The following is a 24,759-nucleotide window of genomic DNA, read 5'->3' on the forward strand; positions in this document are numbered from 1 at the left end:
TAAATCAAGAAAATTTAACTGATAAATAAATAGAACAATCAATCAATCACTACCATGAATAAAATTTATACTGGTTTAGTTGCTATTAATTTATCCTTGTCTTCCCAGCATTGCTCAACCTCTTTTAACTCCATCTCTCATCACTCAATCCATCGAACCGACTACTGCTGAAGAATATCTTTATCGTGCCATAGGGTTTGTTCGTAAAGAAAATTATCAAAAAGCTATTGCAGACTTAAATAAGGTACTTCAATTAGAACCCAATAATGTTACTGCTTATCAAGTTAGAGGGGATGCTTATTTTGATTTGGAAGAATACCAAAACGCTGTAAGTGACTATACCAATGCTCTTAAATATGAAAAACTAGCCCTTACTTATTTTCTGCGAGGTAGAGCCTATTTTCAATTGGATCAAGATCAACAGGCTTTACAAGATTTTAACAGTGCCATTAGTCTTAATAATGACGATGAAGATTATTATTATTTTCGAGGACTAACATATTATATTTTAGATGATTATCAAAAGGCAATACCTGATTTGACTGTAGCGTTAAAGTCTAATGATGAGGAAACCATCGCTTCTAATAATAAGGAATATATTTATTTTTACAGAGGTTCATCTTATTTTGAGGCAGATCAATATGAGAAAGCACTAGCTGATCTTAATCAAGCCATTAGCATGACGCAATCTAACCCCAGATTTTTTTCCATCAGAAGTTTGACATATTAGAATTTGAATCAGTATCAGAATGCAATCAAAGATGCTCAATCAGCTTTGAATATCTACCAAGAAAATCAAGAGACAGAACAAGTAGAACTCATGCAAAGGTTAATCGGAGAAATCAGGGCTGATATGTAAGTTATTGTGCAAAATTAATTGTATATTCGTGATTTGATTTAGTTTTTCACTCCGTTGTTGCCCCACCGTGTAATGAATTACACGGAACCAACAGTATCCCGTTCAATAAATTGAACTAAGATTATTTTTAAGCTAAGACGCATTTAAATTACCGTTTATACTAAGTCTTAAAATAACTCAAACGCTGACCTGTTGCCTCTTGCCTACCTTCACCAGTAAACTTAAATGCAAACTAGCTTAATTGATTTATAAGGGATCAAACTAACTTAATATTACCCATAAAAATTGTTCATAGTTTACTTTTTGACGATGGGGAATACAATAACCTAAGTAGGAATGTGATCCTATTCAGTCAATCATCAGCAAAAATAAATCCGTTAATATGGCTAACAGCGCCCTTCACCCTTCCACTATTCGCCCGTTAATTGCTACATCCTTGGATGGTATTAGCTTTAAAAATAATTTTTTATATGCCCTTGATTCTCGTAATGGGTATTTAATGAAAATTAATCCTCACACTAGCGTTACCAAGATAATTAACTACAATTACTGGCAAGATTTTATTGGCGCGAAAGGATTATGTATTACGGATGAAGAAATTTGGTTTGTAACTCAAAGTAGTGTTTATTGTACTCCTATTACATGGCAAGAAGAAGAATTAGTCATAAAAAGCGCTCCTCAGTATCGTTTCAGCTTGGCTTATCCCAGTAATGGTATTGCTATTTGGGAAAAAACTATTTATGTTACTTGCCAAAAAAACGGCACAATTACGGTTTATAGTAAAGCCGATGGCAAACAAATCACTAAGTTTTATGCGCCGGGTATCGGTAACGAAAACATCACCATCAGAGGGGAAGAAATCTGGTTATGTGATAATCTCGAACAAACTGTTTATTGTTTGGAGCGCGCTACAGGTAAGACTAAGTATAGTTTATTAACCCCTTTTGAGTATCCCAGCGCCCTTGACTTTTACCAAAATCCTGACACGGGAGAAGAAACTTTATATATTGCCTATACCGACCAAGAACCTTATATTAGAGATAATCCTAACGCTGAACCTAACCACGAATTATTATATCGAGATCGTACCTTCATTCATCCCCTCTATTTTAAATATTACGAAGACGAAAAATACACCCTATCCAATGGTTTTTTAATCGAAATGAGCTACCTTGAGGAAGTAGCGCCCCTCGATGACATTACCATCAAAGATTTAGAATGGCGCATCGCCTTACCTACCGAAAGCCATCGCCAAAAAATTCGCAGTATTGAAGCGGTAGGTTTACCCTACATCGAAGAAAATAATAACGGGCAGAAAGTCGCCCTGTTTAAATTTCCTAAATTTACTTCCGAAGAGCGATTTGTCTTCGGTTGGCGCGCCATGGTTGAGGTATGGAGTATTAAATATCAGCTTACTCCCAGAGATTGTGAAACTTTGCCACCTCTGCCCCCAGAATTTGCCGATAAATACCTCATTGATAATGATAACCTCGCTATGAGTGCCGATGTAATTTTGAGGGGCGCTGAAGAAGCGAGAGGCACAGAAACCAATTTACTGCGCAAAATGTACAGTATCCGTAACTATGTTTATGATCGTCTTAGCTACGGTATTAAACCTCACATTGATACCCCAGATATAGTTATTAAAAGGGGTGTAGGCTCATGCGGTGAATATCTCGGTTTACTCCTCGCCCTTTCTCGTCTCAATGGTATCGCTTCGCGCACTGTCGGGCGCTATAAATGTCCTCTTAAAGTATTGCAATTTGGTGTACCATTGAGTCCAGACTTTAACCATGTATGGATGGAATTTTACTTGCCTAGCATTGGTTGGCTACCCATGGAATCAAACCCCGATGATTTGCAAGATGGTGGCCCTTATCCCACGCGCTTTTTTATGGGGTTAGCTTGGTATCATCTGGAAATGGCAAAGGATACTACTTTTGAAACTTTGAGGAGTGAAGGGCAACCCGTGAGTAAGGAAAAAACCTCTATCGGGCAGTTAGCCATTAATCATGTTTCTTTTACTATTCTCAAAGAGTTAATCCCCAACTAGGAATAGATAATTGACAATTAGTTATAAAAGATTATGTCTTCGCAATTTACCCACCGTGTAATGAATTACACGGCTAACGGTATCTCGTTCAATAAATTGAACTAAGATCGTGTCTAATTGATTTGTAAGTTATCAAGTGGACTTGATATTATAAACACTAACCACTTTGCTAAAGTCTTTGATTTATAAGCCTTTAAACCATTGCCCATTGCCCTTCACCTCACGATTTTCTCAACCCATTGGCTAATTTGATCTTGATTAAGGCGATAACTGAGAGGATTTGCCACTAGATAAGCGCTACTTTCAAATAATACGTCAATTTCGATTAAGCCATTTTCCCTCAAAGTTTTCCCCGTGGAAACTAAGTCCACAATGGCTTCCGACATCCCTGTAATTGGTCCTAATTCTACCGAACCATACAAAGGTACTATCTCCACAGGTAAATCTAAACTACGGAAATGATCTTTGGCACAATTCACGAATTTAGAGGCTACGATGCCGTGCGCTGGGAGATCAACTGAACTACGATAAGGGCTATCTTTCGGTACTGCTACAGACAGACGACAAGAGCCAAAACCTAAATCAGCTAAATTGGCAACATTGGCTTTTTTTTCTCTCAGCACATCATAACCAACCACGCCGAGGTGCGCTTGTCCATATTCTACATAAACTGGGACATCCTGCGCCCGTACTAACAGCGCCCGTGCCTTTCCTTGAGTATCTTCGATTTGTAATTGTCGATTGCTGGATGACAAAAATAAGCTAAAGTCTAAACCGACTTTTTGCCACATTTCGATACTTTCTTGTAATAATGCCCCTTTAGGTAATGCGATAGTTAACATGAATAATGAATAATTAATAATGAATAATGAATAATTAATAACGAATAATTAATAAGCAATTTTCTTTCTTCCCCTTCTCCTCTGCTTCCCCTTCTCCTCTGCTTACCCTTCTCCTTGAAAATATTAAAGGATTTTTTCTAAACCATAAACGAGAGATTTAAGCTCAACAATTTTACGAATAGACAACAAAACTCCCGGCATATAACAACTACGATCACTGGTATCATGTCTGAGGGTATAAACTTCCCCCATCGAGCCAAAAATAATCTCCTCGTGAGCTAGTAAACCGGGTAAACGCACACTATGAATGCGAATATTATCACCGCAAATACTACCCCTAGCGCCCTCCAAATGCTCAGTTTCCTTCACCTGAGGAGGATTATAAGACTTACCTAAACCAGATAACATCTCCGCCGTTTTGATTGCTGTGCCACTAGGCGCATCCGCTTTCTGATTATGATGTAATTCGATAATTTCCACATAATCGAAATATTGAGAAGCATTGATAGCAGCCTGTTGCATCAACACCATACCAATAGAAAAATTAGGAATAATTAATGCACCTGTACTAGCTTTATCCGCAAAATCACTTAAATCCTTGATTTGATCTGCACTTAAACCAGTAGTGCCTACCACCGGGCGCACTCCATAGGCAAGGGCGCTACGAACATTTTCATAAACACCGTCAGGGTGGGTAAAATCGACCATTACCCCTTGAATTTTATACTGGGTAGCTAAAACTAAAACACTTTGTAAATCACTAAGGATAGGCACTTCCAGCGCCCCTATTCCTGCTACTTCACCTACATCTTGACCTAAAAGGGCTGAATTATGATCCACAGCGCCCACCAACATCATATCATCAGCTTTGGCAATGGCTTTAACAACCTCTTTGCCCATTTTGCCCCCAGCGCCATTCACCACCACAGGGATTAAATTATCTTGACTCATACAATCTCATTACCTTTGCTAACTCGACCCAAATTTTACCACAAAATAAGAAATTAATTAGGGTTTGAGGAAAAAGTGCAATGGTGAGGGCAAATTGACAATGGATAATAGAAGGAATGGAGAGTCTTATAAATCAATTCAACATAATCTTAGTTCAATTTATTGAACGAGATACTATTGGTTCCGTGTAATTCATTACACGGTGGGGAAATTGCGAAGATAACATCTATTTATAACGGATTATCCGAACTTGATATAATTCATTACACGGTGGGTAAATTACGAAGATATGGCAATCCCATGTGAATTATAAGATTATCAACACTCAAATTTTGATAACAAGGGGTTTAAACCCCCTGTCTGGTAAATTAGCTTACGAATTTTTTTGACTATTTAGATCATTCAAATTCGACTCTTTGATACAAATTTTCTAGGCTAATACTTAACTCTAAAGACTCCAAAGATAAAAGGGCATCTTTACCTAAATAATCTGTTAAAACCCATTTTCCTGCGGAATTTTTAGCAAATTGTTTCACATAATATCTATACTGATCAATTAAGATATATTCTTGTAAATCAGCAATGGAACGATAGCTGTCAAATTTATCCCCTTGATCATAATTTTGAGTAGATTTAGACAACACTTCCACAATTAAAAGAGGGTTAGTAATACAGGTTTTATTTTCCCCTTGATAAACCGGTTTTCCCTTCACCACCATAACATCAGGGTAAGTATAACGGTGATAATCTTCAATCCATAAGCGCACGTCATTGATATAGACTTGATATTTTTCAGGATGAAGTTGTGTAAATAAGAATGAAGCAATGGTTAAAGCTAAAATATTATGATTAGTTGTGCCTCCAGTCATGAGGGTAATTTCTCCATGGTGATATTCGTGTTTTTCTTCTGAGGTTTCCTCTAAAATGAGATATTCTTCGGGAGTGTAATATTGCTTCTCTGTGGAATCAGAGATAATGGTTTTTTCTTCTTTTAGTGCAATGGCATTTGTCATAATAAATAATGGATAATTGGATAATTAATTATCTTTGATGAAAGAGTGAAAAATATTTTAAATTTACTCTTGCCCTTTGTCTTCTTTCCTTTGAGCTATACTTACGAGTATTCTATCATATTCTACAGTAATAGAATCCAGAAAGTTAACAAAATTTACTCTATTTTTTCGCCAGTAATAGAATCAAAAATTACAATTTTTTCTATGTCTATCACTAAGTTAATAATTTCTTTTTTGTCGATATTAACGTTACTAGGTACTAAAAAATCGAGGGTTATATCTGTTTCTAATAATAGTCCTTTGATGAGGATTTCTTTGCCTAAAGGTTCAATAATTTTGGTTTGTAGGGGAATCCCAGCGCCCTCCGCCGTAGTTGTGATATGCTCAGGACGAATACCTAAATCAAAACTCTGTCCATTATGGGGCGAAAAAGAAGCAAGAAAACGAGAGGGTAGAGTAATGGGGTAAATATTACCGAGATAAAATTGACCATCTTGGAATACGGCTGGAATGATATTCATGGGCGGACTACCCAAAAAAGTAGCTACCATTTTATTAACAGGGGAATTATAAACATCTGTGGGAGTGCCTATCTGTTGTATTTTTCCTTGATCTAATACTACAATACGATCTCCTAATGTCATCGCTTCAATTTGATCATGGGTGACATAAATAGTAGTTATGTTAACCTGAGAGTGAAGTATTTTTAACTCTGTTCTAGTTTGCTCTCGTAATTGCGCATCGAGGTTAGATAAAGGCTCATCTAACAAAAATACTTGAGGATTTCTAATGATAGCACGACCCAACGCTACCCGTTGTTGTTGCCCCCCTGACAGTTGTTTTGGTTTACGTTGGAGGAGATGACTAATGTTGAGGATATTTGCCACCTGTTGCACCTTTTCTTCTATCAGCGCCCTTCCCACTCCACGCATTTTTAAACCAAAAGCCATATTTTCTGCCACCGTCAAATGAGGATATAGCGCGTAATTTTGAAACACCATGGCTACGTCACGGTGACGGGCGCTGGTATCATTCATTAATTTTTCATTAAAATAAATATTACCTTCGCTAATCGACTCTAAACCGGCGATACTACGCAAAATAGTTGATTTCCCACACCCAGAAGGTCCAACCAATACCCAAAATTCCCCGTTGGGTATCTCTAAATTGATATTATCAATGATGATGGTTTGATTGATTTTTCGGCTAACTCTTTCCAGTTTTACCCTTGCCATACCTAATTTGCAACGTTAACCATTAAATTTTATCAGCTTTCAACTTTTACTATCAATTATCTTTTCGGATTTTTGCACGGTGAAACAGGCATCTTGCCTGTATTTCTGGAGAGGTGTAGGCAAGGGGTTTAAACCCCTTGTTATATCAAGTTCGTTTGATCAGCCGAAGGCTGCCGCTGCGCGATCATTTATAAATAAATTAAACTAATCTTAGTTCAATTTATTGAACGTAATTCTATTAGACGTGTAATTCATTACACGGTGGGGCAACAGCGAAGAGACAATCTATTTGTAACTAATATCCGAACTCGATATTACGGAACAAACCAAACCCAAAATTTATCGTTATGATAGAATGCAAAATTTCTTGAGTAATAGTACTCCATATGGGGATGAATACCACAACCTTGTTAAACAATCGTTATCAAATTACCTCTACCCTCGGTAGAGGCGGTTTTGGAGAAACCTTTTTAGCCATTGATACCCATTTACCGTCAGGAAAAAAATGCGTCATTAAGTTGCTGAAACCGATTATTAGCAGTGGTAGGATACCCCAATGGATGTATGATCGTTTTGAACAAGAAGCTCGATTATTAGAGCATTTAGGGGATGCCCACCGCCAAATCCCTCGTCTCTATGCCTATTTTTCCGAGGGCAATAATTTTTATTTAGTGCAAGAGTGGATCGAAGGTACTACTCTATTAGAAAAAGTCAAAAAAGAAGGTCAACTTTCTCCCCATCAAGTAGAAGAAATTTTACTTAATATTTTGCCCGTCTTGAAGTTTTTACACGGTGAAAATATTGTCCATCGTGATGTAAAACCCGATAATATCATTTTTCGAGAATCGGATAATTTGCCTGTTTTAATCGACTTTGGGGCAGTGAAAGAGGCTTTAACTACCTTTGTTGACATGGAAGGTAATTCTGCCTATTCTATCGCCATTGGCACACCCGGTTATATGCCATCAGAACAAGCAGCCGGGCGCCCGATTTACTCCAGTGACTTATATAGTTTAGGTTTAACAGCAGTTTATTTATTGACAGGCAAAAGTCCTCAATATTTAGCCACGGATACCGATACGGGGGAAATTCTCTGGCGGGAAGAATTACCCGATTTACATAGTAATTTAGCAGGAGTGATTGATCGAGCCATTCGTTTTCATCCCAGAGAGCGTTTTAAAAGTGCCAATGAGATGATGGAAGCACTCCAGCCTATATCCAGCGCCCCTCTCCCTACCGTTAGTTTTCAGGGGGTAAAAGTAGCCAATCAAACGATTAGTCATGATCCTACCATAGCGGTGGGGGGCAGAAGACAAAATGCACCCATGGGTAATGATGCCACCATAGCAGTGGGTGGAGTAAATCATAGTAAAGTTAGTCAAATTTATCGTCAAAATGCGCCCCTCACCCCTACCAATGGGGTTAATCTTTCCCCACAAATCACAGATTCTCCAAGGGAAAGTAATTGGTTTAGTGGTTTTTTGCCTTTTCTGTGGTTAATGGTGATTGGTATTGCCTCTTTTACCATCGGTTATAACGTCATTGCTTCCCGTTTTGCGCCAGCGCCCGAAGTGACGGAAAATAATACCCCTGACACTCCAGAAGAGTTATTTCCTCCTAAAAATCCCCTGCGCCGTCAAATTGATTTAATTATTCCCCAAGAAAATCCATCACCCAATCCTGACACGGAAATTGATAACTCCGTGGATGCTAACTTAGAGGAAAATCCCACTTCACCGCAACCTGAAGCAAATATTCCTGAAACACCTCCCACCGTTGAAGAAACGCCTCCTCCAGAGAATCCTCCTCCATCTCCTATTAAAAATCCTCCTCTGGTGTCAGTGGGAGGGTTGGTTAATCAGTTGATGGGTAGATTTGGCAATCCGGCTTATAAAGAGCAAGGGCGCTGGGAAAATACCACTGTTTGGGTGTATCCTAATCTTTTTAATAGTACCACCGAAGTACGTTACACTATCCATGATCAAAATGGGCAAGTAAAAGAAATTGATTTGTTTTTTCCCCTCACCGCTAACATAGACAATGTAATAACTTTGTTTGATCGTTTGGTGGATGGTAATGTCACTCCTGTGGTGCGAGGGGCGCTGGAAGAGGTTTTGAGAGGGGAAACTGATTTACGCTCTTTTAATCTTGGTAAATGGAAAGGAATGATTCGTTTACAGGATGATTTAATTAATCTCAATATCCATTCGGGAGATAATTGATAATTGATCTGAAGATTAGACAATATGGCAAATAAGGAGCAAGAGTTTGAGTGGGATGAGCAAAAAAATATCAAGAATCAAGAAAAACATGGAATTAGATTTGAGGATGCAATCCCTGTTTTTGACAATGATATGCTAATAGAAATAGATAATAGATTTGATTATGGTGAGATAAGGTGTAAAGCAATCGGAAAAACTATAGCCGTGTATTTTACAGTTATTTATACTGAAAGAGGAGAAAAGATTAGAATTATATCAGCGCGTAAATCCCATAAAAAAGAAAAGGTGAAATATGACAATTATTACAGTTAAACGAAAAGACATCCCTCCTATGACAGAAGAAAGAATGAAGGAAATTCTAGCAATACCTGATGAAGATATTGATTTCTCAGATATTCCTGAATTAGATGATGAATTTTTCAAAAACGCTCAATCAGTTAATTATGCTAAAGGTGAAAGGTTTAAGCCATTAAGCAAAACAAAATAGAGTTTGGGCGAATGGACAATTTAGGATTTACACACCGATTAAATATTAAAACTTCATAATTCATAATTTTCCCATTCCTCTTAACCTCTCGACTTAACTAGGGGTTGCTGAAAAAGTATTTTGGTGAGGGGGAGGTGTCAGGTTGCGGGTGTCAGGTTTCAGGTGAAATGCTTGTAAATTAAAGACTTTAGCCAAATATTTATTTTTCATAAATTGCTCATTTATATCAATAATTTTTGATTAGGGGATCAGAAATACAGATTTTTTGGCAAAAAAAGACTATTTTTGGCACTTTTTTGAGTTTTATTATGCTTAAAACCTATATTAGACAAAGGTTTTAATTTATTCAGCAGACCCTAACTATTACATCAAGACTTACCTAATATGCTATGATTTACTAGGTTGAAGGACTCTAAAGTAATTAGTATGAGTAAAATTGTTGAAATTAAAAACCTACGCAAAAATTACGGCAAAATTGAAGCGATTAAAGATATTTCTTTTAGTATAAATAAAGGAGAAATCTTTGGTTTATTAGGTCCTAACGGTGCAGGAAAAACTACCACCATACGCTGTCTAACCACCTTAGCACAACCTGACGGCGGTGAAATTATTGTGGATGGTGTTTCAGCAATTTCTCAACCAAAAAAGGTGCGCCAAAAATTGGGTTATGTGGCGCAAGAGGTGGCTATCGATAAAATGTTAACGGGTAGGGAATTATTGCAACTGCAAGGGGCATTGTATCATTTACCCAAAAAACTGATTAACGCTAGAATTGATCAATTAGTGGATTTATTAACCCTTTCAGAATACATTGATCGCGCGACAGGGACATATTCTGGGGGAATTCGTAAACGTTTGGATTTGGCTTCAGGGTTATTACATCAACCACAATTATTGATTTTAGATGAGCCTTCGGTGGGTTTAGATATTGAAAGTCGGGTTATTGTCTGGGAGTTTTTACAACAATTAAAATTAGCTGGTACAACGGTATTAATTACTAGCCATTATTTGGAAGAGATAGACGCACTGGCGGATAGTTTAGCAATTATTGATCAAGGTAAAGTTATTGCTGAAGGTAGCCCAAACAGTTTAAAGGCAAGGATTGGTGGTGATCGTGTTACGGTGAAAGTTAGGGAGTTTTCTCCTCTTGCTGAGGCGCAAATGCTTCAAGAGAAATTAGCTTCTCTTCCTTTTGTTAAGGATATTATTATCAATAAAGCCCAAGGTAATTCTCTTAATTTGATTGTGTCAGGGGAAGGGCGAGGGGCGCTGGAAAAAGAAATTAATTTACTAGGTTTACCATTATTTAGTATTAGTCAATCTCGCCCCAGTCTTGATGATGTTTACTTGGCAGCCACCGGGCGCACTCTCCTCGATGCGGAAATGGAAGCCTTTACCAAACGAGATTTAAAAGCAGAGAAAAAACAGGCAATGAGTGGCAAATAGGGTTTGTTGAAACAATGGATAATTGATAATTAATTTCTTCATCTGTCACTCATTAATTATTAATTCTTGCTTCCCTTTCCCCCCCTTTTCCCTTTTCCCTACCTCAACGACACCACTAATAAGTGCAACCCCTCGCTATATAATCCAACGAAAGGTTAAATTAATGCGAGGGGCAACAAATTTAGTAGTTTTGGGGATTTGATGTAACCAATAGTGTTGAGTTTCACCCCCCATCACTAACAAACTACCGTCAGTTAAATTAATTTCGGTTTTAGCTGGGTTTTTTTTGTCTCTCGATTTCAACATAAATCGCCTGACTCCGCCAAAACTAACGGAAGCAATGACGGGATTTTTGCCCAATTCTGGCTCATTATCGCTATGCCATCCCATACTATCTTGACCATTTCGATAGTAATTTAATAATACGCTGTTAAATTCATGATTAGCAAGAGGTTCAACTTTTGCTTTTATTTGTAATAAACACTCTAACCAATCATTACGATACATAGTCAAACCTGAATAGGTGTAATTTTTATCGCCATACCAAGCGATTAAGCGTGGTTGTAAGTGAGTTTTGCCAAAAACAGTTATGGAATCTTGGCGCCATTGTATTTCTTGTTGTAGTTGTGTGAATATTTGATCACTGGTGGCATGATCAAATAAATTAGGATAGTAGTAAATGTCGCTATGGGGTAAATCAATTTTGGTCAGTATCATACAGTTGATAATGGGTAATTAGTTATTAATGATCTTTCTTAAAAATCTCTACTTTTCACCTTATAAATAATAAGATTTGTATTTTTAAAATACTATAAAGCCTAATCAAATAAACTTTGAGTCAATGATTTTCTATTAATTTTTCATACCTACTGTAAAATCGCCAACTTTTTTTTCTCATTTTTCTTAATTTATATTAACATTATCAAAAGGTCAAAAGAAGATTCATGAGATTTTAATTAATTATAATTAAGAATATAAATTGCTCAATTTCTAATTTATAGCTATAGTAAAGACTGACATATTCAAAAAATACTAAGAAACGATGATACCAATCATGGATTATCCACCAAATTTTAATTTTAATTTTATTATAGCAACTTTAGCTCAAATCCCGATTGCTGAAGATGTAATTCCCTTACTAATTAGCGTGGGAAAGGCTCTTTTAATTTTGATTGTTGGTTTGATTTTAGCCAATATTTTCAAGACAGTTATCAAAAAATGGTTACATAAAACCGACATTGATAATAAAATTGCTAATTTTATTGTCGGGGAGAATAGTCAAGTATCATCACAAATTGAAACAGAAAAATGGATTTCTGAAATTGTTGGTTGGATTATTACTCTTATAGTCATAGTTGCTTTTCTCGATGCTTTAGATTTAGATGTGGTTTCTCAGCCACTTAATGCGCTTTTAGAACAAGTTTTGGCGTTTTTACCTAGTTTGGGGGGCACTGTTGCTTTATTGGCAGCGGCTTGGGTTATTGCTACGGTAGTTAAGCTATTTATAGTTAAGGTTTTTCGTCAATTAAATATCGATGAAAAATTAAATCAACAAGTACAAGATGAGGAAGAAGGATTAGAAAATACCGAACAAATTGCTATCGGTGAAACCATCGGTAATGCGCTTTATTGGTTTATTTTTCTCCTGTTTTTACCTTCTATTTTAGGTATTTTAAGACTAGAAGGTACTTTACGACCGTTAGAAGAATTAGTCAGTGATATATTGGGCATTATACCCAATATTTTCTCGGCGGTTATTATTGCTTTTATTGGTTGGGTAGTTGCCCAAGTGGTGAAAAAAGTAGTAATTAATTTGCTCAAGGCAACTGGTGTAAATATTATTGGCGAAAAGTTCGGTTTATCTGCTACTAAAAAGAATCAATCTCTAGCTTATATTATTGGTTCAGTAGTCTATATATTGATTTTAATTCCTATTGCTATTACTGCTCTTGATGCTTTACAAATTAAAGCTATTTCTGTTCCAGCTATTGCAATGTTGGATCAAGTTTTGGAGCTTTTACCCAAGTTATTTGCCTCGATTTTAGTTCTAGGCTTTGCTTATTTTGCCAGTCAATATTTAGCAGAGTTACTCACTAATTTATTAACTAATATTGGATTTAATAATGTTTTTGTATGGTTAGGGATTACGGAATCAGCGCCCTCCACCGCACCTCAAGCCGATGAGGAATTGTATGAAACACCTCAATCCTATGAGGAATCCTCTGAGAATATAACTAAAACACCGGCGCAGATGGTGGGCATTGTTTTAATTATTGCCATCATGTTAATTGCCACTGTGACGGCGGTGGATATTTTACAAATTGAGGCGTTAAAAGAAGTAGTTGCTTTTATCTCCCTGTTAGCTGGACAGGTATTAGTGGCGATTGTTATCCTTGGAGTAGGGTTATATTTTGCTAATTTAGTGTTTAGATTAATTGCTAATTCTGGCACTAATCAGGCGCAATTTTTAGGACAAACTGCGCGCGTCGCCATTATGGTGTTAGTCATTGCTATGGCTTTGGAAAGAATCGGCATCGCGCCTAACATTGTTAATTTAGCCTTTGGCTTGTTAATGGGTGGTATTGCGGTAGCCATCGCCCTTGCCTTCGGTTTAGGAGGTAGAGAGGCGGCAGGAAGGGCGCTACAGCAGTGGTTAGACTCTTTTTACACCAGAAATGATTAATTGATAGTTGATAATTGATAATGGGTTGAACAATATTCGTTCAACCCTTTTTTTTTCCTTATTTTTCTAGTTGATTTCTAATTTCTTGGTGATATTCTTTGGTAATGGGGTAAAAGTAAGCTAAAACCATCCCGATAACTAATACCAGTGCCGGTAAAATACTCACTACTAAACGGATGGCGAGGAGGGCGCTGGGGGGTTGGGTGGGGATTTCTTCCCCCGGTATTGTGCGCAAAAATCCTGATAAATCAAGTGCAATTCCTACTAAAAATAACCCTAAAGCTAAACCCATTTTTTGTAATAAAACCATAAAACCATAAAAGATTCCTTCTCGTCTTTTTCCTGTATTTAACTGGTCTAAATCAATAACATCAGGTATCATTGACCAAGGAATCAGATAAGCTACTGATACTCCACAACCTGCTAAAATTGCTAAAAAATATAATAAACCAGTCTGCCCCGGTTGCACTAAAAATAAACCTATTTCAGCAATAATCCAGATTATTGAACCTAAAAAATAGACGATTTTTTTATCTAATTTTTTGCTGATTAATTGCCATACAAATAACATTACTAAAGCTGTACCTTGCACAGCAATAGCGACTTGGGGAAACGATGCCTCTGGCATTCCCATCCAATTTACTACGAAAAACAGTAAAATTGAAGCGGTTAATTGTACTGCTAACCATGAACATAAATAGATACCAATTACATATAAAAAAGGCTTATTTTGCAAAGCAATTTTTAATTGTTCAAAAAAAGGGATATTTTCTTCATTGTCTCCTTGTATTAAAGATTGCGTTAATAAATGTTTTTCTGTTTTTCCTTTAATTAAAGTCCATGACATAGTAGTAAGTAAAATCATAAAAAACAGACTGATTATGCTATTGAAAATAGTTTGACTATTAGAGTTAGTTAATAAATTAGTTACACTAACTATTAATAAAATAGTCGCAATAGACAGTAAAATTAAGCCAAAAATTGTTTTATTTTTTGGGGATAAAAATGGTTGGTATCCTCTTTCTCTTAACTGTAATGGACACCATAATAATGAAATTATACTGATTAAACTAGAAATTAAACCAAGAATAATATATTTTTCTTGATCGCTATCTTGATAAACTTGAAAGATTATTTGAGCTAAAATTAATGAAAGAATACTAGCGCCAATAGAAAAACTAAAACGAAAACTATTCAGGGAAGTGCGCTCATTATAATCAATAGTTAACTCTGGAGTAAGGGCTTGATAAGGTAGATTTACTGCTGTATAAAATATATTAAAAATTATACCTATTATCACATAATAAATAAATAGAAAAATTTGGTTAAAATTTGGTACGATCCACTGTAGAAAAAAACTTAATCCAAATGGTATTGTTGCTAAAATAATCCAGGGCATTCTTCTTCCCCATTTAGTGGAAGTGCGATCACTTAAAATACCAATAATTGGATCATTAATAGCATCAGCGATTTTGCCGATCATTAAAACACTACCTGCTAAACTAGCAGTTAAACCAGCTACATTGGTCAAAAATGGTAATAAAAAGAATACTAATAAATTGGCGGTGAGGGCGCTGGCAATATCTCCGGCACCAAAGGCAATTTTAGTGGTTAAATATAGTTTTTCTGCTGATTTTTCTTGATTTTCCATTATTTTTTTATTGTTTAATAATTACAGTTTTTCCTTTTTAATATAAAAAATTAATCTTTTAAAATTGGTTGATTAAATTATAAATGATCAATAATTTTTCTACTTTTAGCATGGAAAACTATTACTTAATTTAGAAAAAAATAAGTTTTAATATTAATGTCTATAATACAGTATTGATAAGAATTATTTTTTATTGATTTATCATAGCTAATGTAGAAAAACTATAATTGATAATTGCTATAATAGGACTTTTATAAATTAATTATTAATCATAATTTAGTTTGCTGAAGATGAAACAATTTTTTTTTAAATCTCCTGTGATTATGACTGGTAAATGGGTATGGTATAATTTCTGGCGGTTGATGATGTCGAACTTAGCGCCCTCCGACGATACTGGCAATTATCAGCGCCCTTCATCCCATTTTCGTCATCAGGTTAAGGAAATAGAAGCTAATCGTTACACTTTGTATGGTGGCATAACTTGCCCTTGGGCGCATCGCACTTTAATGGTAAGGGCGCTAAAAGATTTAGAGGATGTCATCGAGGTTAATTTGCTAGTGCCTTCGGTGAATGAGGGGGGATGGATAATGCAGGAAGTATCGGAAAATTGTCGCACCCTCAAGGAATTATACCAGTTAGCCGAGCCTAGTTATGAGGGGCGCTGTACGGTGCCTGTTTTATGGGACAAAAAAACTAAAAAAATCATTAACAATGAAAGTGCAGATATTATTATTATTTTGAATGAAAAATTTAATCAATTTAGTAATCAAAAAAAAATCGATCTTTACCCTCAAAATTTACAAGAACAAATAGATTTATGGAATAAAAAAATTTATCATTATATTAATAATGGTGTTTATCGTTGTGGATTTGCTCAAACTCAATCAGCTTATGAAAAAGCCTGTTTAGGATTATTTACAACCCTTGATGAAATCGACTTACATTTAGCCGATAATCGTTATTTATGTGGGGATGACTTAACCTTAGGTGACGTGCGCTTGTTTACTACCTTAATTCGCTTTGATAGTGTTTATTTCCATCTCTTTAAATGTAGCCTCAAAAGAATCAAAGACTATACCAATTTAAACCGTTATCTTGAAGATATTAATAACTTACCAAAAATTAAAAATACCTATGATATAAAAAAGATTAAGGAAGACTATTATCATAACCTTTTTCCTCTTAATCCTAGCGGGATAATTCCTCTAACAACATCCTAAATAAAAAAAGATTACCAAGGTAAAACAGCGCCCTCCCAACTAAAAAATTTACCATGATCATCTATAGTTAAATTATTAATTATTGTTAATAATTGTTGAGTGCAACGTTGCACCGAAAATAACTTTTCGGGGGGGACATTATTTTGGAATGGTTGAGATAAATTAGTATCAGTTGTACCCGGATGTAACGCCACAACAATGGTTTTTTTACTCACTCGACTATATTCAATAGAAATATTTTTGATAAACATATTTAGAGCAGATTTTGAAGCGCGATAACCATACCAACCACCTAAGCGATTATCTTCAATGCTACCAACTTTAGCTGAAATACAAGCAAAAATGCTTCCTTCTTGATGTTTAAATAAAGGTAATAAATGTTTAGCAAATAGTACCGTAGGAATACTATTAACGGTAAAATAACGCAATAAATTTTCAGTATTGATATATTTTAAGCTCTTTTCTGGTTGCAAATTATCTTCATGCAAAACACCAACACAATTAATAACTAAATGCAAGTTATTAGTATCTGTTTTAATACTTTCAATAATATTGATTATATTAGATTCTTGGGTAACATCTCCCTGCAAACATTGTAATTTATCAGGAAAATTATTTGCCATAGCTAATAATTGACTAGCGTTATTAGTATTTCTATAAGTAGCATAAATTTTGTTAATGTGAGAATCATTAATTAACTGTTGCACAAAGCCAAAACCAATACCTTGAGTTGCGCCAACTATCAACACATTTTTTGTTTTAGAGTTATCCATAAAAACAATAGCAATCTTATCTGAGTTGTGAGATTGTCAATAATTAAATTTTGATAACAAGGGGTTTAAACCCCTTGTCTTATAATATCAAGTCTGTTTAATCACTTACAAATATTATCAAATATTACCCCCCTCTCCTATGGGAGAGGGGCATTTTCATTCTCAAAATTGTTAGTTTCTCAAACTAGCTAATAGTCTGAAACTTAGAGGTTTTTAACTAGAAATAAATTAACTATTAGTAAAAAATCTCCCTTTCTCCCGTGCTTCCTCTGCTTCCCCTTCCAAAATTTAGATTTTTGGTTCGACTTTGAAAATCCCCTGCTATGGGAGAGGGGTAGGGGGTGAAGGCAAAAGATTGTAATATCGACATTCATTCAGTTTGACTAACTAACTTTAAATCGTGCCACGTTAGATTCTAACTGTTGAGCAACTTGTAATAATTGCCCGAAAGAATCAGATAATTTAGTTACCGAAACAGTAGTTTTTTCCGCAACTCGTGCCACATCAGACATTTTTTCGCCCACGCTTTCCGAGTTTTCCGACTGCTCAAAAGCAGCAGCCGCAATCACTTCTACCAATTCGTTAATCTGTAAAGTAGCCGCCGTGATTTGGTTCAAACTTTGGCGCGTTTCCTCCACCAGTTTACTACCTTCTACCACCTGCTCGTTACCTTGTTCCATCGCCGTTACTACGCTTTTGGTTTCTGAGATAATTTCACTAACTAGCTTTTCAATATCAGCCGTTGCTGATGCTGATTGACTCGCCAGCGCCCTCACCTCTTCAGCAATTACCGCAAACCCTGTTCCTTGCTCCCCGGCGCGCGCCGCCTCGATGGAGGCTTTCAAAGCCAAAAGGTGAGTTTGAGCAGCAAAGCGCCCGATGAGAGATACCACATTGGAAATATTTTGGGTCGTATCCCCTAACTTTTTCACCTGTTTGGCTGCCTGTTGCACCGTAGTCCGAATATCGAGAATAGATTTAACCGTCCGGTTCATGGCGAGGTCCCCCATTTCTACGCTCTCTTGGGCTTTTTGCAGGGCTTCTTCTGCCTGTTCAGCACTTTCCGCCACCATATTACTAGAACGACTCATAGCGTCAATAGTAGCTAAGGCTTGGCTGATATTTTCTACCTGTTCCCTGATTTCTCCTTGTAAGACCTTAACATCACTTTCGTTAATGGTAGTAGTTTCCGTTACAGAAAGCGCCGCCGTTTGTACCTGAGATACAATTTTACGCAAGTTTTCAATGGTGGCATTGTAAGAGTCAGCAATAGTGCCGATTTCATCTTCCGTCACCGTGGCTCGAATGGTCAAATCACCATCAGAAACTGGATCAACCTGCATTAAGAGGTCTAAAGCTCGTTTTTGTAATAACTCCCTTGCCTCTCTTTGTTCTTGCTCTGAGTTTCGCTGAGTTTCTACTAACTGCACCCTTTCCAAACCTAAACCCACTTGAGTGGCAATTTGTCCAAAAATCTCCACTTCTCCTTTTTCCCAATTTCTCGGTCCTGAGCATTGATGACAAATTAATAATCCCATCAAATTCTGATTAACGATGATGGGCGATACTAAGTTGGCGATCACTTTAAACGGCTCAAGTTGTTTAAGGTGACATTCCGTTAATCCAGCTTGATAAATATTGGGGGTAGCCTGTACGCGCCCTTGCAAGTATTTTTCCACATAACGATCTGCAAAACAAGGATCAGCAACAGTAGCGCCCAAAGCCTGTGGATAGCCTTGTACTACTGATTCAGCGGTAATTGTACCCTTCCAAGTTTCGTCAAATTCATAAACAATGGTACGGTCAGCGCCCATCACCGGTCGAACTTCCGCTACGATTTGATTTAATAATTGCTGACGACTACTTTTAGACGCAATAGAAAGAGTTAATTCTTTGAGCTGATCTGATCTTCTCGCACTAAGGATTTGACCTTTCAACAGGTTAACCCTGTCCAAAATCACCCCAAAACGCAGGGCAAGTTGTCCCATAAAGGTAATTTCTTTATCCTCCCACTGATGGTAATTTTCACAATGGTGGGCGATAAATAAAGCGAATAATTGTCCCTGACTGATAATCGGCACTACTAAATTTGATTTAATTTGCAATCTGTGCATCAAGGCTTCGTGTTCAGGTGCAAATCCAGCTTCATAGACATTTTCAGTAGGTACAACTCGACCATTGATGTAGGCTTCCCTTAATTCTAAAGGAATACAAGGATCGTTAATTTCTTCTTCAAGGGCGCTAGGGAATCGGACGCTACCAGCTTCATTAGAAATATAACCACTCCAATCCGGTTTAAAACGATAAATAACCACCCGATCCACTTTTAAAATGGCTTGAGCTTTAGCTAAAGCGCGGTTAAATACCTGATCCACGTCAGTTTCATCTAGGGTTTTCGCCCCTGTAATTTCTTGTAATAACACCGCTTTGTCGTTATCTAACATTAACATCTCTTGGTTTTCAGCGATGTTATCAGCTAACTGGTTAAAAGCTCTACCTAGTTTACCAATTTCATCATCCCCTAAAATATTAATTTTCTCCCTATAGTCTCCCTCGGCAAATTTTTCCGTTGCTCTTTGTAAATTTTCAATTCTACGAGCGATTGCCCTTCCTAAAATGACAATAAAAATTAGGTTTAAGGCAACAACTGCCACCGCAACTTGTGATTGTAAAGTCACACTATTGCGCAAAATCGAGTTTAATTCTGTCTCTGGTGTACCGCGCACCAATACCCCTACGGGTTCATCTAAACTGTTGATAATGGCACGGGCGCTTACTGTGTAAATATCGTCTTCTTCTGCTAAATTAGTTCTGGTGAAAACAATTTCGCCTTCATTTTCCAGCGCCCTCCGCAATATACCTTCATCGGCTAAAGGTTCATCATATTCCAATTCTTCATTATGTTCGTGAGAGGCGCTGGCTAACTGAAATTGTCCATTATCTAATAATTTGTAAATTGCTGAATAACCACCGTTAAACTCATTTACAGTAGTTTCCACCACACTATATTTACCATTAATGACATCACCAGCTACCAGCGCCCCAATAACTCGATTAGTATTAGGAACTACCACTGGAGTCACCACATAACGAATTAAAGCATCGCTACCCGGTTGAAAAAGTCTGAGATTCAGGGGATTTTCCCTTTGTAATTCATCCCAAGATACCAACTCACTGATCCGAATTTGTTGATTACTTTCGATTGCCCTTGTTACTAATCCTTGGGGGTCAAAAATTTCTCCCTGACGGTTACTAGCATTACCATTAACAATAATACGTTTATCTATACCTACCAAAGTAGCATATTCGATATTTCTAGCATTAATTTCGTTTAAAAGAATTTGGCGCGCTACCCTCAACTGGTCTATGGAGGGATTTTGTCCATTAAATTTAGTTAAAGCAGTGTTAATAATAGCTGAGTTATCGGATTGACCACGAAAACCAAAACTCATTTGATCAATTTTTATATCATAATTAACTGCTGATGCCTTTAACTCAGATGCTGATTGTTTGGCTAACTGTTGTCTTCCTCCTCGGATGGTTTGGGTTACACCTACCCCCACCAGAGAGGCAATGGCTAACGCTTGAGCAGTCACCAATACCAATAACTGTTTTTGTCTTAAGGAAAGGTTGTAGAACCATTGCACCACTGGACCTAGTTCTTTTTGAGGTTCTTCTGGTGCTTGACTCGGAGGGGGGGTAACAATCGGAGTTCGGTCAATTTTTTGGGTTGTTACACGATTGAGATTTAATCTAGGTTTTTCGGGCGCTTGTGTCATTTTTCTTGGCGTTGATAACAGCGTAATTTTATTGGTTCGTAGGGGTTGAATATTATTCAACCCTTATAGAGTTTTAACCCTTATAGAGTTTTAACCCTTATAGAGTTTTAACCCTTAATAGCTTCGCAATTTCCCCACCGTGTAATGAATTACACGGCTATTAGGTATCGTTCAATAAATTGAACTAAGATTAGATGATGATTATTCATAATTCATAATTCTTCTAACTAACTTTAAATTTACTGACACTTTCTTGTAAATTTTCAGAAACTTTCAATAATTTACGGAATTTGCGTGCTACGTCTTCCACCGCCGTAGAAGTTTCACTGGCAATGGTGGCAACATCTGCCATGGTTTCCGTGATTTCGTCTGATGTCTGAGACTGTTCTGCCGCCGCCGAGGCGATGGTAGTTACTAATTGGTTAATTTGGGCTGAGGCTGCGGTAATTTGGGTCAAGGATGCTCGAGTTTCTTCTACTAACCTTGTACCTTCTACTACCTGTTCTGTACCAAATTCCATAGCTTTTACTACTTCATTGGTTTCCTGTTGAATCTCAGCTACTACTTTTTCAATATCCGATGTCGCTTCTGCTGACTGGCGCGCCAGTGAGCGCACTTCCTCCGCAACTACCGCAAAACCTCGACCTTCTTCCCCGGCGTGCGCCGCCTCAATGGATGCGTTTAACGCTAATAGGTTGGTTTGATCGGCAAAACTACCAATCAGGTTCACAACTTTAGAAATTTTTTGGGTTGATTCCCCTAATCGTTTTACTTTTTTGGCGGTTTCTGCTACGGTTTCTCGAATGGCTAAAATACCATCAACCGTACGATTCATCGCTAATTCCCCTTCTTCTACACTGCGATTGGCTTGTAATACTGCTTGTTCAGCTTGTTCGGCGTTATCGAGGACGAGGCGCGCTGAGAAGGACAAAGATTGAACCCGTTCTAATGCTACGTTAATATCATCAGACTGACGGAGAATTTCTATTGCCAAGTTAGCAATAACTGCTTCCTGTTCACTAACTACCTCCGTTACCGCACGAGTACCACCTTGTACTTGAGTTACGATTTTTCTCAAACTTTCAATGGTCGCATTGTATGAGTCAGCGATAGTACCAATTTCATCTTCCGTTACTGTGGCACGAATGGTCAAATCCCCTTGAGATACGGGGTCAACCTGCATTAAGAGTTCTAATGCCCTTTGCTGGATTCTTTCTTTCTCTTGTCTTTGCTCTAATTCTGAAGCTCTTTGTCTTTCCAATAACTGGATACGTTCTAAAGCTGGTCCAATTTGAGTGGCTAACTGAGAAATAAAGCTGGATTCTGATTCTGTCCACTGACGAGGTCCGGAACATTGGTGAGCAATTAATAAACCTAAAAGGTTATTATCCACAATTACTGGTGTTACTAAGTTTGCTTTCACTGCAAAGGGTTCTAACTGCTCAATATGGCATTTCGTCAGCCCAGCGGTGTAAATATTCGGTGTGGCTTGGACTCGACCTTGTTTGTATTTGTCCACATACTTATCAGCAAAACAAGGGTCTTTAATCATAGCACCCAAGGCTTGGGGAAACTGTGGATCGACAGATTCGGCAATAATAGTACCTTTCCAATCTTGATCAAAAGTATAGATAATCACTCGATCCGTTCTCAAGGCTTCTCTGGTTTTAGCGGTGGTTACCTCGAAAACTTTTTCTTGATTGAGAGATTCAGCAATTTTGAAACTGATGTCTTTTAATTTGACTGATAAGAAACCGTCTAACTGCTGGTTTTGAATCAACATTACCCGTTCTAAAGCTGGACCCATTTGAGTAGCTGTTTGGGTGAAAAAGTCGATTTCATTAGGGCGCCAATTTCTGGGGCTAGAACACTGATGAGCAATCAATAGTCCTAATAGTTTTCCTTCTACGACGACGGGCGCTACTAAATTGGCTTTGACAGCAAAGGGTTCCAACTGCTTGAGATGACAATCTGTTAAACCGGCATTGTAGATGTCGTTGGTAGCTTGTACCCGACCATTGAGATATTTATCAACGTATTTTCCTTCAAAACAGGGATCATGAATTTGAGCCCCCAGCGCGCGTGGGTAGTTCCGATCTACTGATTCAGCAATTACTGTCCCTTGCCAATTTTCATTGAAAGTATAGACAATGACTCGATCAGAACCTAGCGCTTGACGAATTTCGTTAACAGCAATATTGAACACCTCATTAACTTCAAAGGCTTTGGTCATTTCAAGGGTAATATTTTTCAGCAAGTTCGACTGAGAAGCAAACATTTGTTGTTCCTGAATCAAATTCCGCAGTTGGGAAGTCATTTGGTTGACATTTTCCCCTAACTGTGCAATCTCGTCATCCCCATCAACAGCAATTTGTTGATCTAATTCTCCTTGACCAATTTTTTTCACAGCTCGAGACATTTTGGTAATGGGGTCAGTAGCTTTTCCAGCTAGAAGCAAGGAAGCAACTGCCACCGCAGCGCCCGTCACCACTACCCCAGTGAATAACCATCCCAACAAAGCACTTTTATAGGCAAAGGCTGTACCACTATCAATGGTAATTAAAGTTTTCCAAATTCTTTGTTCTTGATCTTGTTGCCAAGTATTTAGAGCAAATAAAATCTCCTCGTTATTTTTTCTTCCTTCTAATACTTCACTGACATCCGCTACGGTGTTACCACCAAGAATATTACGGGTTTGGGGAATTACTTCTTCTATGGTAGTACCCACTAATTCAGTTTCTGAACTAATAATAATCTGATTTTCACTGTTAACAATATAAAAATCCTGTTGATTATTTCCGATGTAACCAAATAAGTTAGCAATACCGGTGACGGGAATAGAACCGACTACCACTGCGGTTACTTCCTGACTAGCATTCAAAATGGGTGAAGCCATATATAAATAACTTTCACCATTTCTTTGAATTAAAGAACTAATTTTGCTACTTTTTTGGTTAATTACTTCGCTAAAATAACCCTGAGTAAACTGGTTGCCAAAGTCTCTCCCCTCCGTAGTTAGCACTAAATCACCACGCAGGTTAAATACGCCGATACTATCGAAATCAGGATAAATTTGTAAATAGTTATCTAGGTATGCCTGTTGATCTGCTTCGGTGACGGGCGCTCCTCTAAAAGTCCTAATAGTAAAAACATCTAACTGACTAATGGCTTCAATATTTTCTAATCGTGAGTTTAAATAAGTTTCTAACTCTCTCGTGACACTGGAGGCAGTTTGTGCCAACTGTAAATCAACTTGATTTCTAAACTGGGCATTAGTAGAAAGATAAGCAATACTTCCCACTACCACCGAAGGCACTACCCCCATCAAAATCGCTGTGATGGTGGCTTTATTCTTCAAATTTTGTTTTTGCCACCAACTTTTAAAAGTATTACCAGCTTGGTTTAATACTGGACTAGAAGATATTTTGGTCACAGAGGAAGAACCATTCAGTTGTTCTAGATTTTTGCTCTGTGAATTATTAACTTGAGGAGTGGGTTTTGGGGAAGTCTGGGTCATCGAATCTACCTCTTGGCTATTTTTGCTA

General features: G+C 37.2%; 17 protein-coding genes. 8 read left to right on the forward strand and 9 right to left on the reverse strand.

Annotation, left to right across the window (positions count from 1 at the left end):
• Positions 1-79 precede the first annotated feature (79 nt).
• Both IGQ45_00860 and IGQ45_00865 read left to right on the forward strand, forming a co-directional pair.
• Positions 80-730 carry a tetratricopeptide repeat protein gene (locus tag IGQ45_00860; protein MBF2055775.1) on the forward strand — a complete coding sequence of 217 codons (651 nt, stop codon included), beginning with the start codon at positions 80-82 and terminating at the stop codon, positions 728-730.
• Positions 731-1,241: 511 nt separating this feature from the next.
• Positions 1,242-2,912: a transglutaminase family protein gene (locus tag IGQ45_00865; GenBank protein ID MBF2055776.1), complete on the forward strand. Its 1,671-nt coding sequence runs from the start codon at positions 1,242-1,244 to the stop codon at positions 2,910-2,912.
• 215 nt (positions 2,913-3,127) lie between these two features.
• Here the strand turns inward: IGQ45_00865 and IGQ45_00870 are convergent, their stop codons facing one another.
• From IGQ45_00870 to IGQ45_00885, 4 genes are all read right to left on the reverse strand, one after another.
• Positions 3,128-3,754 (reverse strand): ATP phosphoribosyltransferase, encoded by a 627-nt coding sequence (locus IGQ45_00870; GenBank protein MBF2055777.1) that lies wholly within the window; start codon positions 3,752-3,754, stop codon positions 3,128-3,130.
• 123 nt (positions 3,755-3,877) lie between these two features.
• Entirely contained in the window at positions 3,878-4,705 is an 828-nt protein-coding gene (locus IGQ45_00875; GenBank protein ID MBF2055778.1) for a 4-hydroxy-tetrahydrodipicolinate reductase, read from the reverse strand.
• A 398-nt stretch (positions 4,706-5,103) separates the two neighbouring features.
• On the reverse strand, positions 5,104-5,718 hold the full coding sequence (locus IGQ45_00880; protein MBF2055779.1) for a Uma2 family endonuclease: 615 nt from the start codon (positions 5,716-5,718) through the stop codon (positions 5,104-5,106).
• A 155-nt stretch (positions 5,719-5,873) separates the two neighbouring features.
• Positions 5,874-6,953, reverse strand: coding sequence for an ABC transporter ATP-binding protein (locus IGQ45_00885; protein MBF2055780.1), 1,080 nt, complete (start codon positions 6,951-6,953; stop codon positions 5,874-5,876).
• Positions 6,954-7,339: 386 nt separating this feature from the next.
• Between IGQ45_00885 and IGQ45_00890 the strand changes: the two genes are divergently transcribed.
• From IGQ45_00890 to IGQ45_00905, 4 genes are all read left to right on the forward strand, one after another.
• Complete coding sequence (locus IGQ45_00890; GenBank protein MBF2055781.1) at positions 7,340-9,175, forward strand: serine/threonine protein kinase; 1,836 nt, start codon at positions 7,340-7,342, stop codon at positions 9,173-9,175.
• 24 nt (positions 9,176-9,199) lie between these two features.
• Complete coding sequence (locus tag IGQ45_00895; GenBank protein MBF2055782.1) at positions 9,200-9,487, forward strand: BrnT family toxin; 288 nt, start codon at positions 9,200-9,202, stop codon at positions 9,485-9,487.
• Complete coding sequence (locus tag IGQ45_00900) at positions 9,468-9,662, forward strand: hypothetical protein (protein ID MBF2055783.1); 195 nt, start codon at positions 9,468-9,470, stop codon at positions 9,660-9,662. Before IGQ45_00895 ends, IGQ45_00900 begins: the two co-directional genes overlap by 20 nt.
• 426 nt (positions 9,663-10,088) lie before the next feature.
• Entirely contained in the window at positions 10,089-11,108 is a 1,020-nt protein-coding gene (locus IGQ45_00905) for an ATP-binding cassette domain-containing protein (GenBank protein ID MBF2055784.1), read from the forward strand.
• 135 nt (positions 11,109-11,243) lie between these two features.
• On the opposite strand, the gene IGQ45_00910 is transcribed toward IGQ45_00905, so the two are convergent.
• Positions 11,244-11,825 (reverse strand): alpha-ketoglutarate-dependent dioxygenase AlkB, encoded by a 582-nt coding sequence (locus IGQ45_00910; protein ID MBF2055785.1) that lies wholly within the window; start codon positions 11,823-11,825, stop codon positions 11,244-11,246.
• 325 nt (positions 11,826-12,150) lie between these two features.
• On the opposite strand from IGQ45_00910, the gene IGQ45_00915 reads away from it, so the two are divergent.
• Positions 12,151-13,791, forward strand: coding sequence for a mechanosensitive ion channel (locus IGQ45_00915; GenBank protein MBF2055786.1), 1,641 nt, complete (start codon positions 12,151-12,153; stop codon positions 13,789-13,791).
• A gap of 58 nt (positions 13,792-13,849) precedes the next feature.
• On the opposite strand, the gene IGQ45_00920 is transcribed toward IGQ45_00915, so the two are convergent.
• Positions 13,850-15,442, reverse strand: coding sequence for an MFS transporter (locus IGQ45_00920; GenBank protein MBF2055787.1), 1,593 nt, complete (start codon positions 15,440-15,442; stop codon positions 13,850-13,852).
• A 290-nt stretch (positions 15,443-15,732) separates the two neighbouring features.
• Between IGQ45_00920 and IGQ45_00925 the strand changes: the two genes are divergently transcribed.
• Complete coding sequence (locus IGQ45_00925; GenBank protein MBF2055788.1) at positions 15,733-16,662, forward strand: glutathione S-transferase C-terminal domain-containing protein; 930 nt, start codon at positions 15,733-15,735, stop codon at positions 16,660-16,662.
• 11 nt (positions 16,663-16,673) lie between these two features.
• Here IGQ45_00925 and IGQ45_00930 read toward each other — a convergent pair whose 3' ends face one another.
• The 3 genes from IGQ45_00930 to IGQ45_00940 all read right to left on the reverse strand — a co-directional run bounded on the left by IGQ45_00930 (position 16,674) and on the right by IGQ45_00940 (position 24,731).
• The gene (locus IGQ45_00930) at positions 16,674-17,435 is read right to left on the reverse strand and encodes an SDR family NAD(P)-dependent oxidoreductase (protein ID MBF2055789.1); all 762 of its coding nucleotides are present in this window, start codon (positions 17,433-17,435) and stop codon (positions 16,674-16,676) included.
• A gap of 383 nt (positions 17,436-17,818) precedes the next feature.
• A complete protein-coding gene (locus IGQ45_00935) occupies positions 17,819-21,214 on the reverse strand; it encodes a GAF domain-containing protein (protein ID MBF2055790.1) in 3,396 nt (1,131 codons plus the stop codon).
• Positions 21,215-21,437: 223 nt separating this feature from the next.
• Positions 21,438-24,731 (reverse strand): GAF domain-containing protein, encoded by a 3,294-nt coding sequence (locus IGQ45_00940; protein ID MBF2055791.1) that lies wholly within the window; start codon positions 24,729-24,731, stop codon positions 21,438-21,440.
• Between the last annotated feature and the right edge of the window lie 28 nt (positions 24,732-24,759).

The organism is Cyanobacterium sp. T60_A2020_053 (genome assembly GCA_015272165.1).
Taxonomy (GTDB): Bacteria; Cyanobacteriota; Cyanobacteriia; order Cyanobacteriales; family Cyanobacteriaceae; genus Cyanobacterium.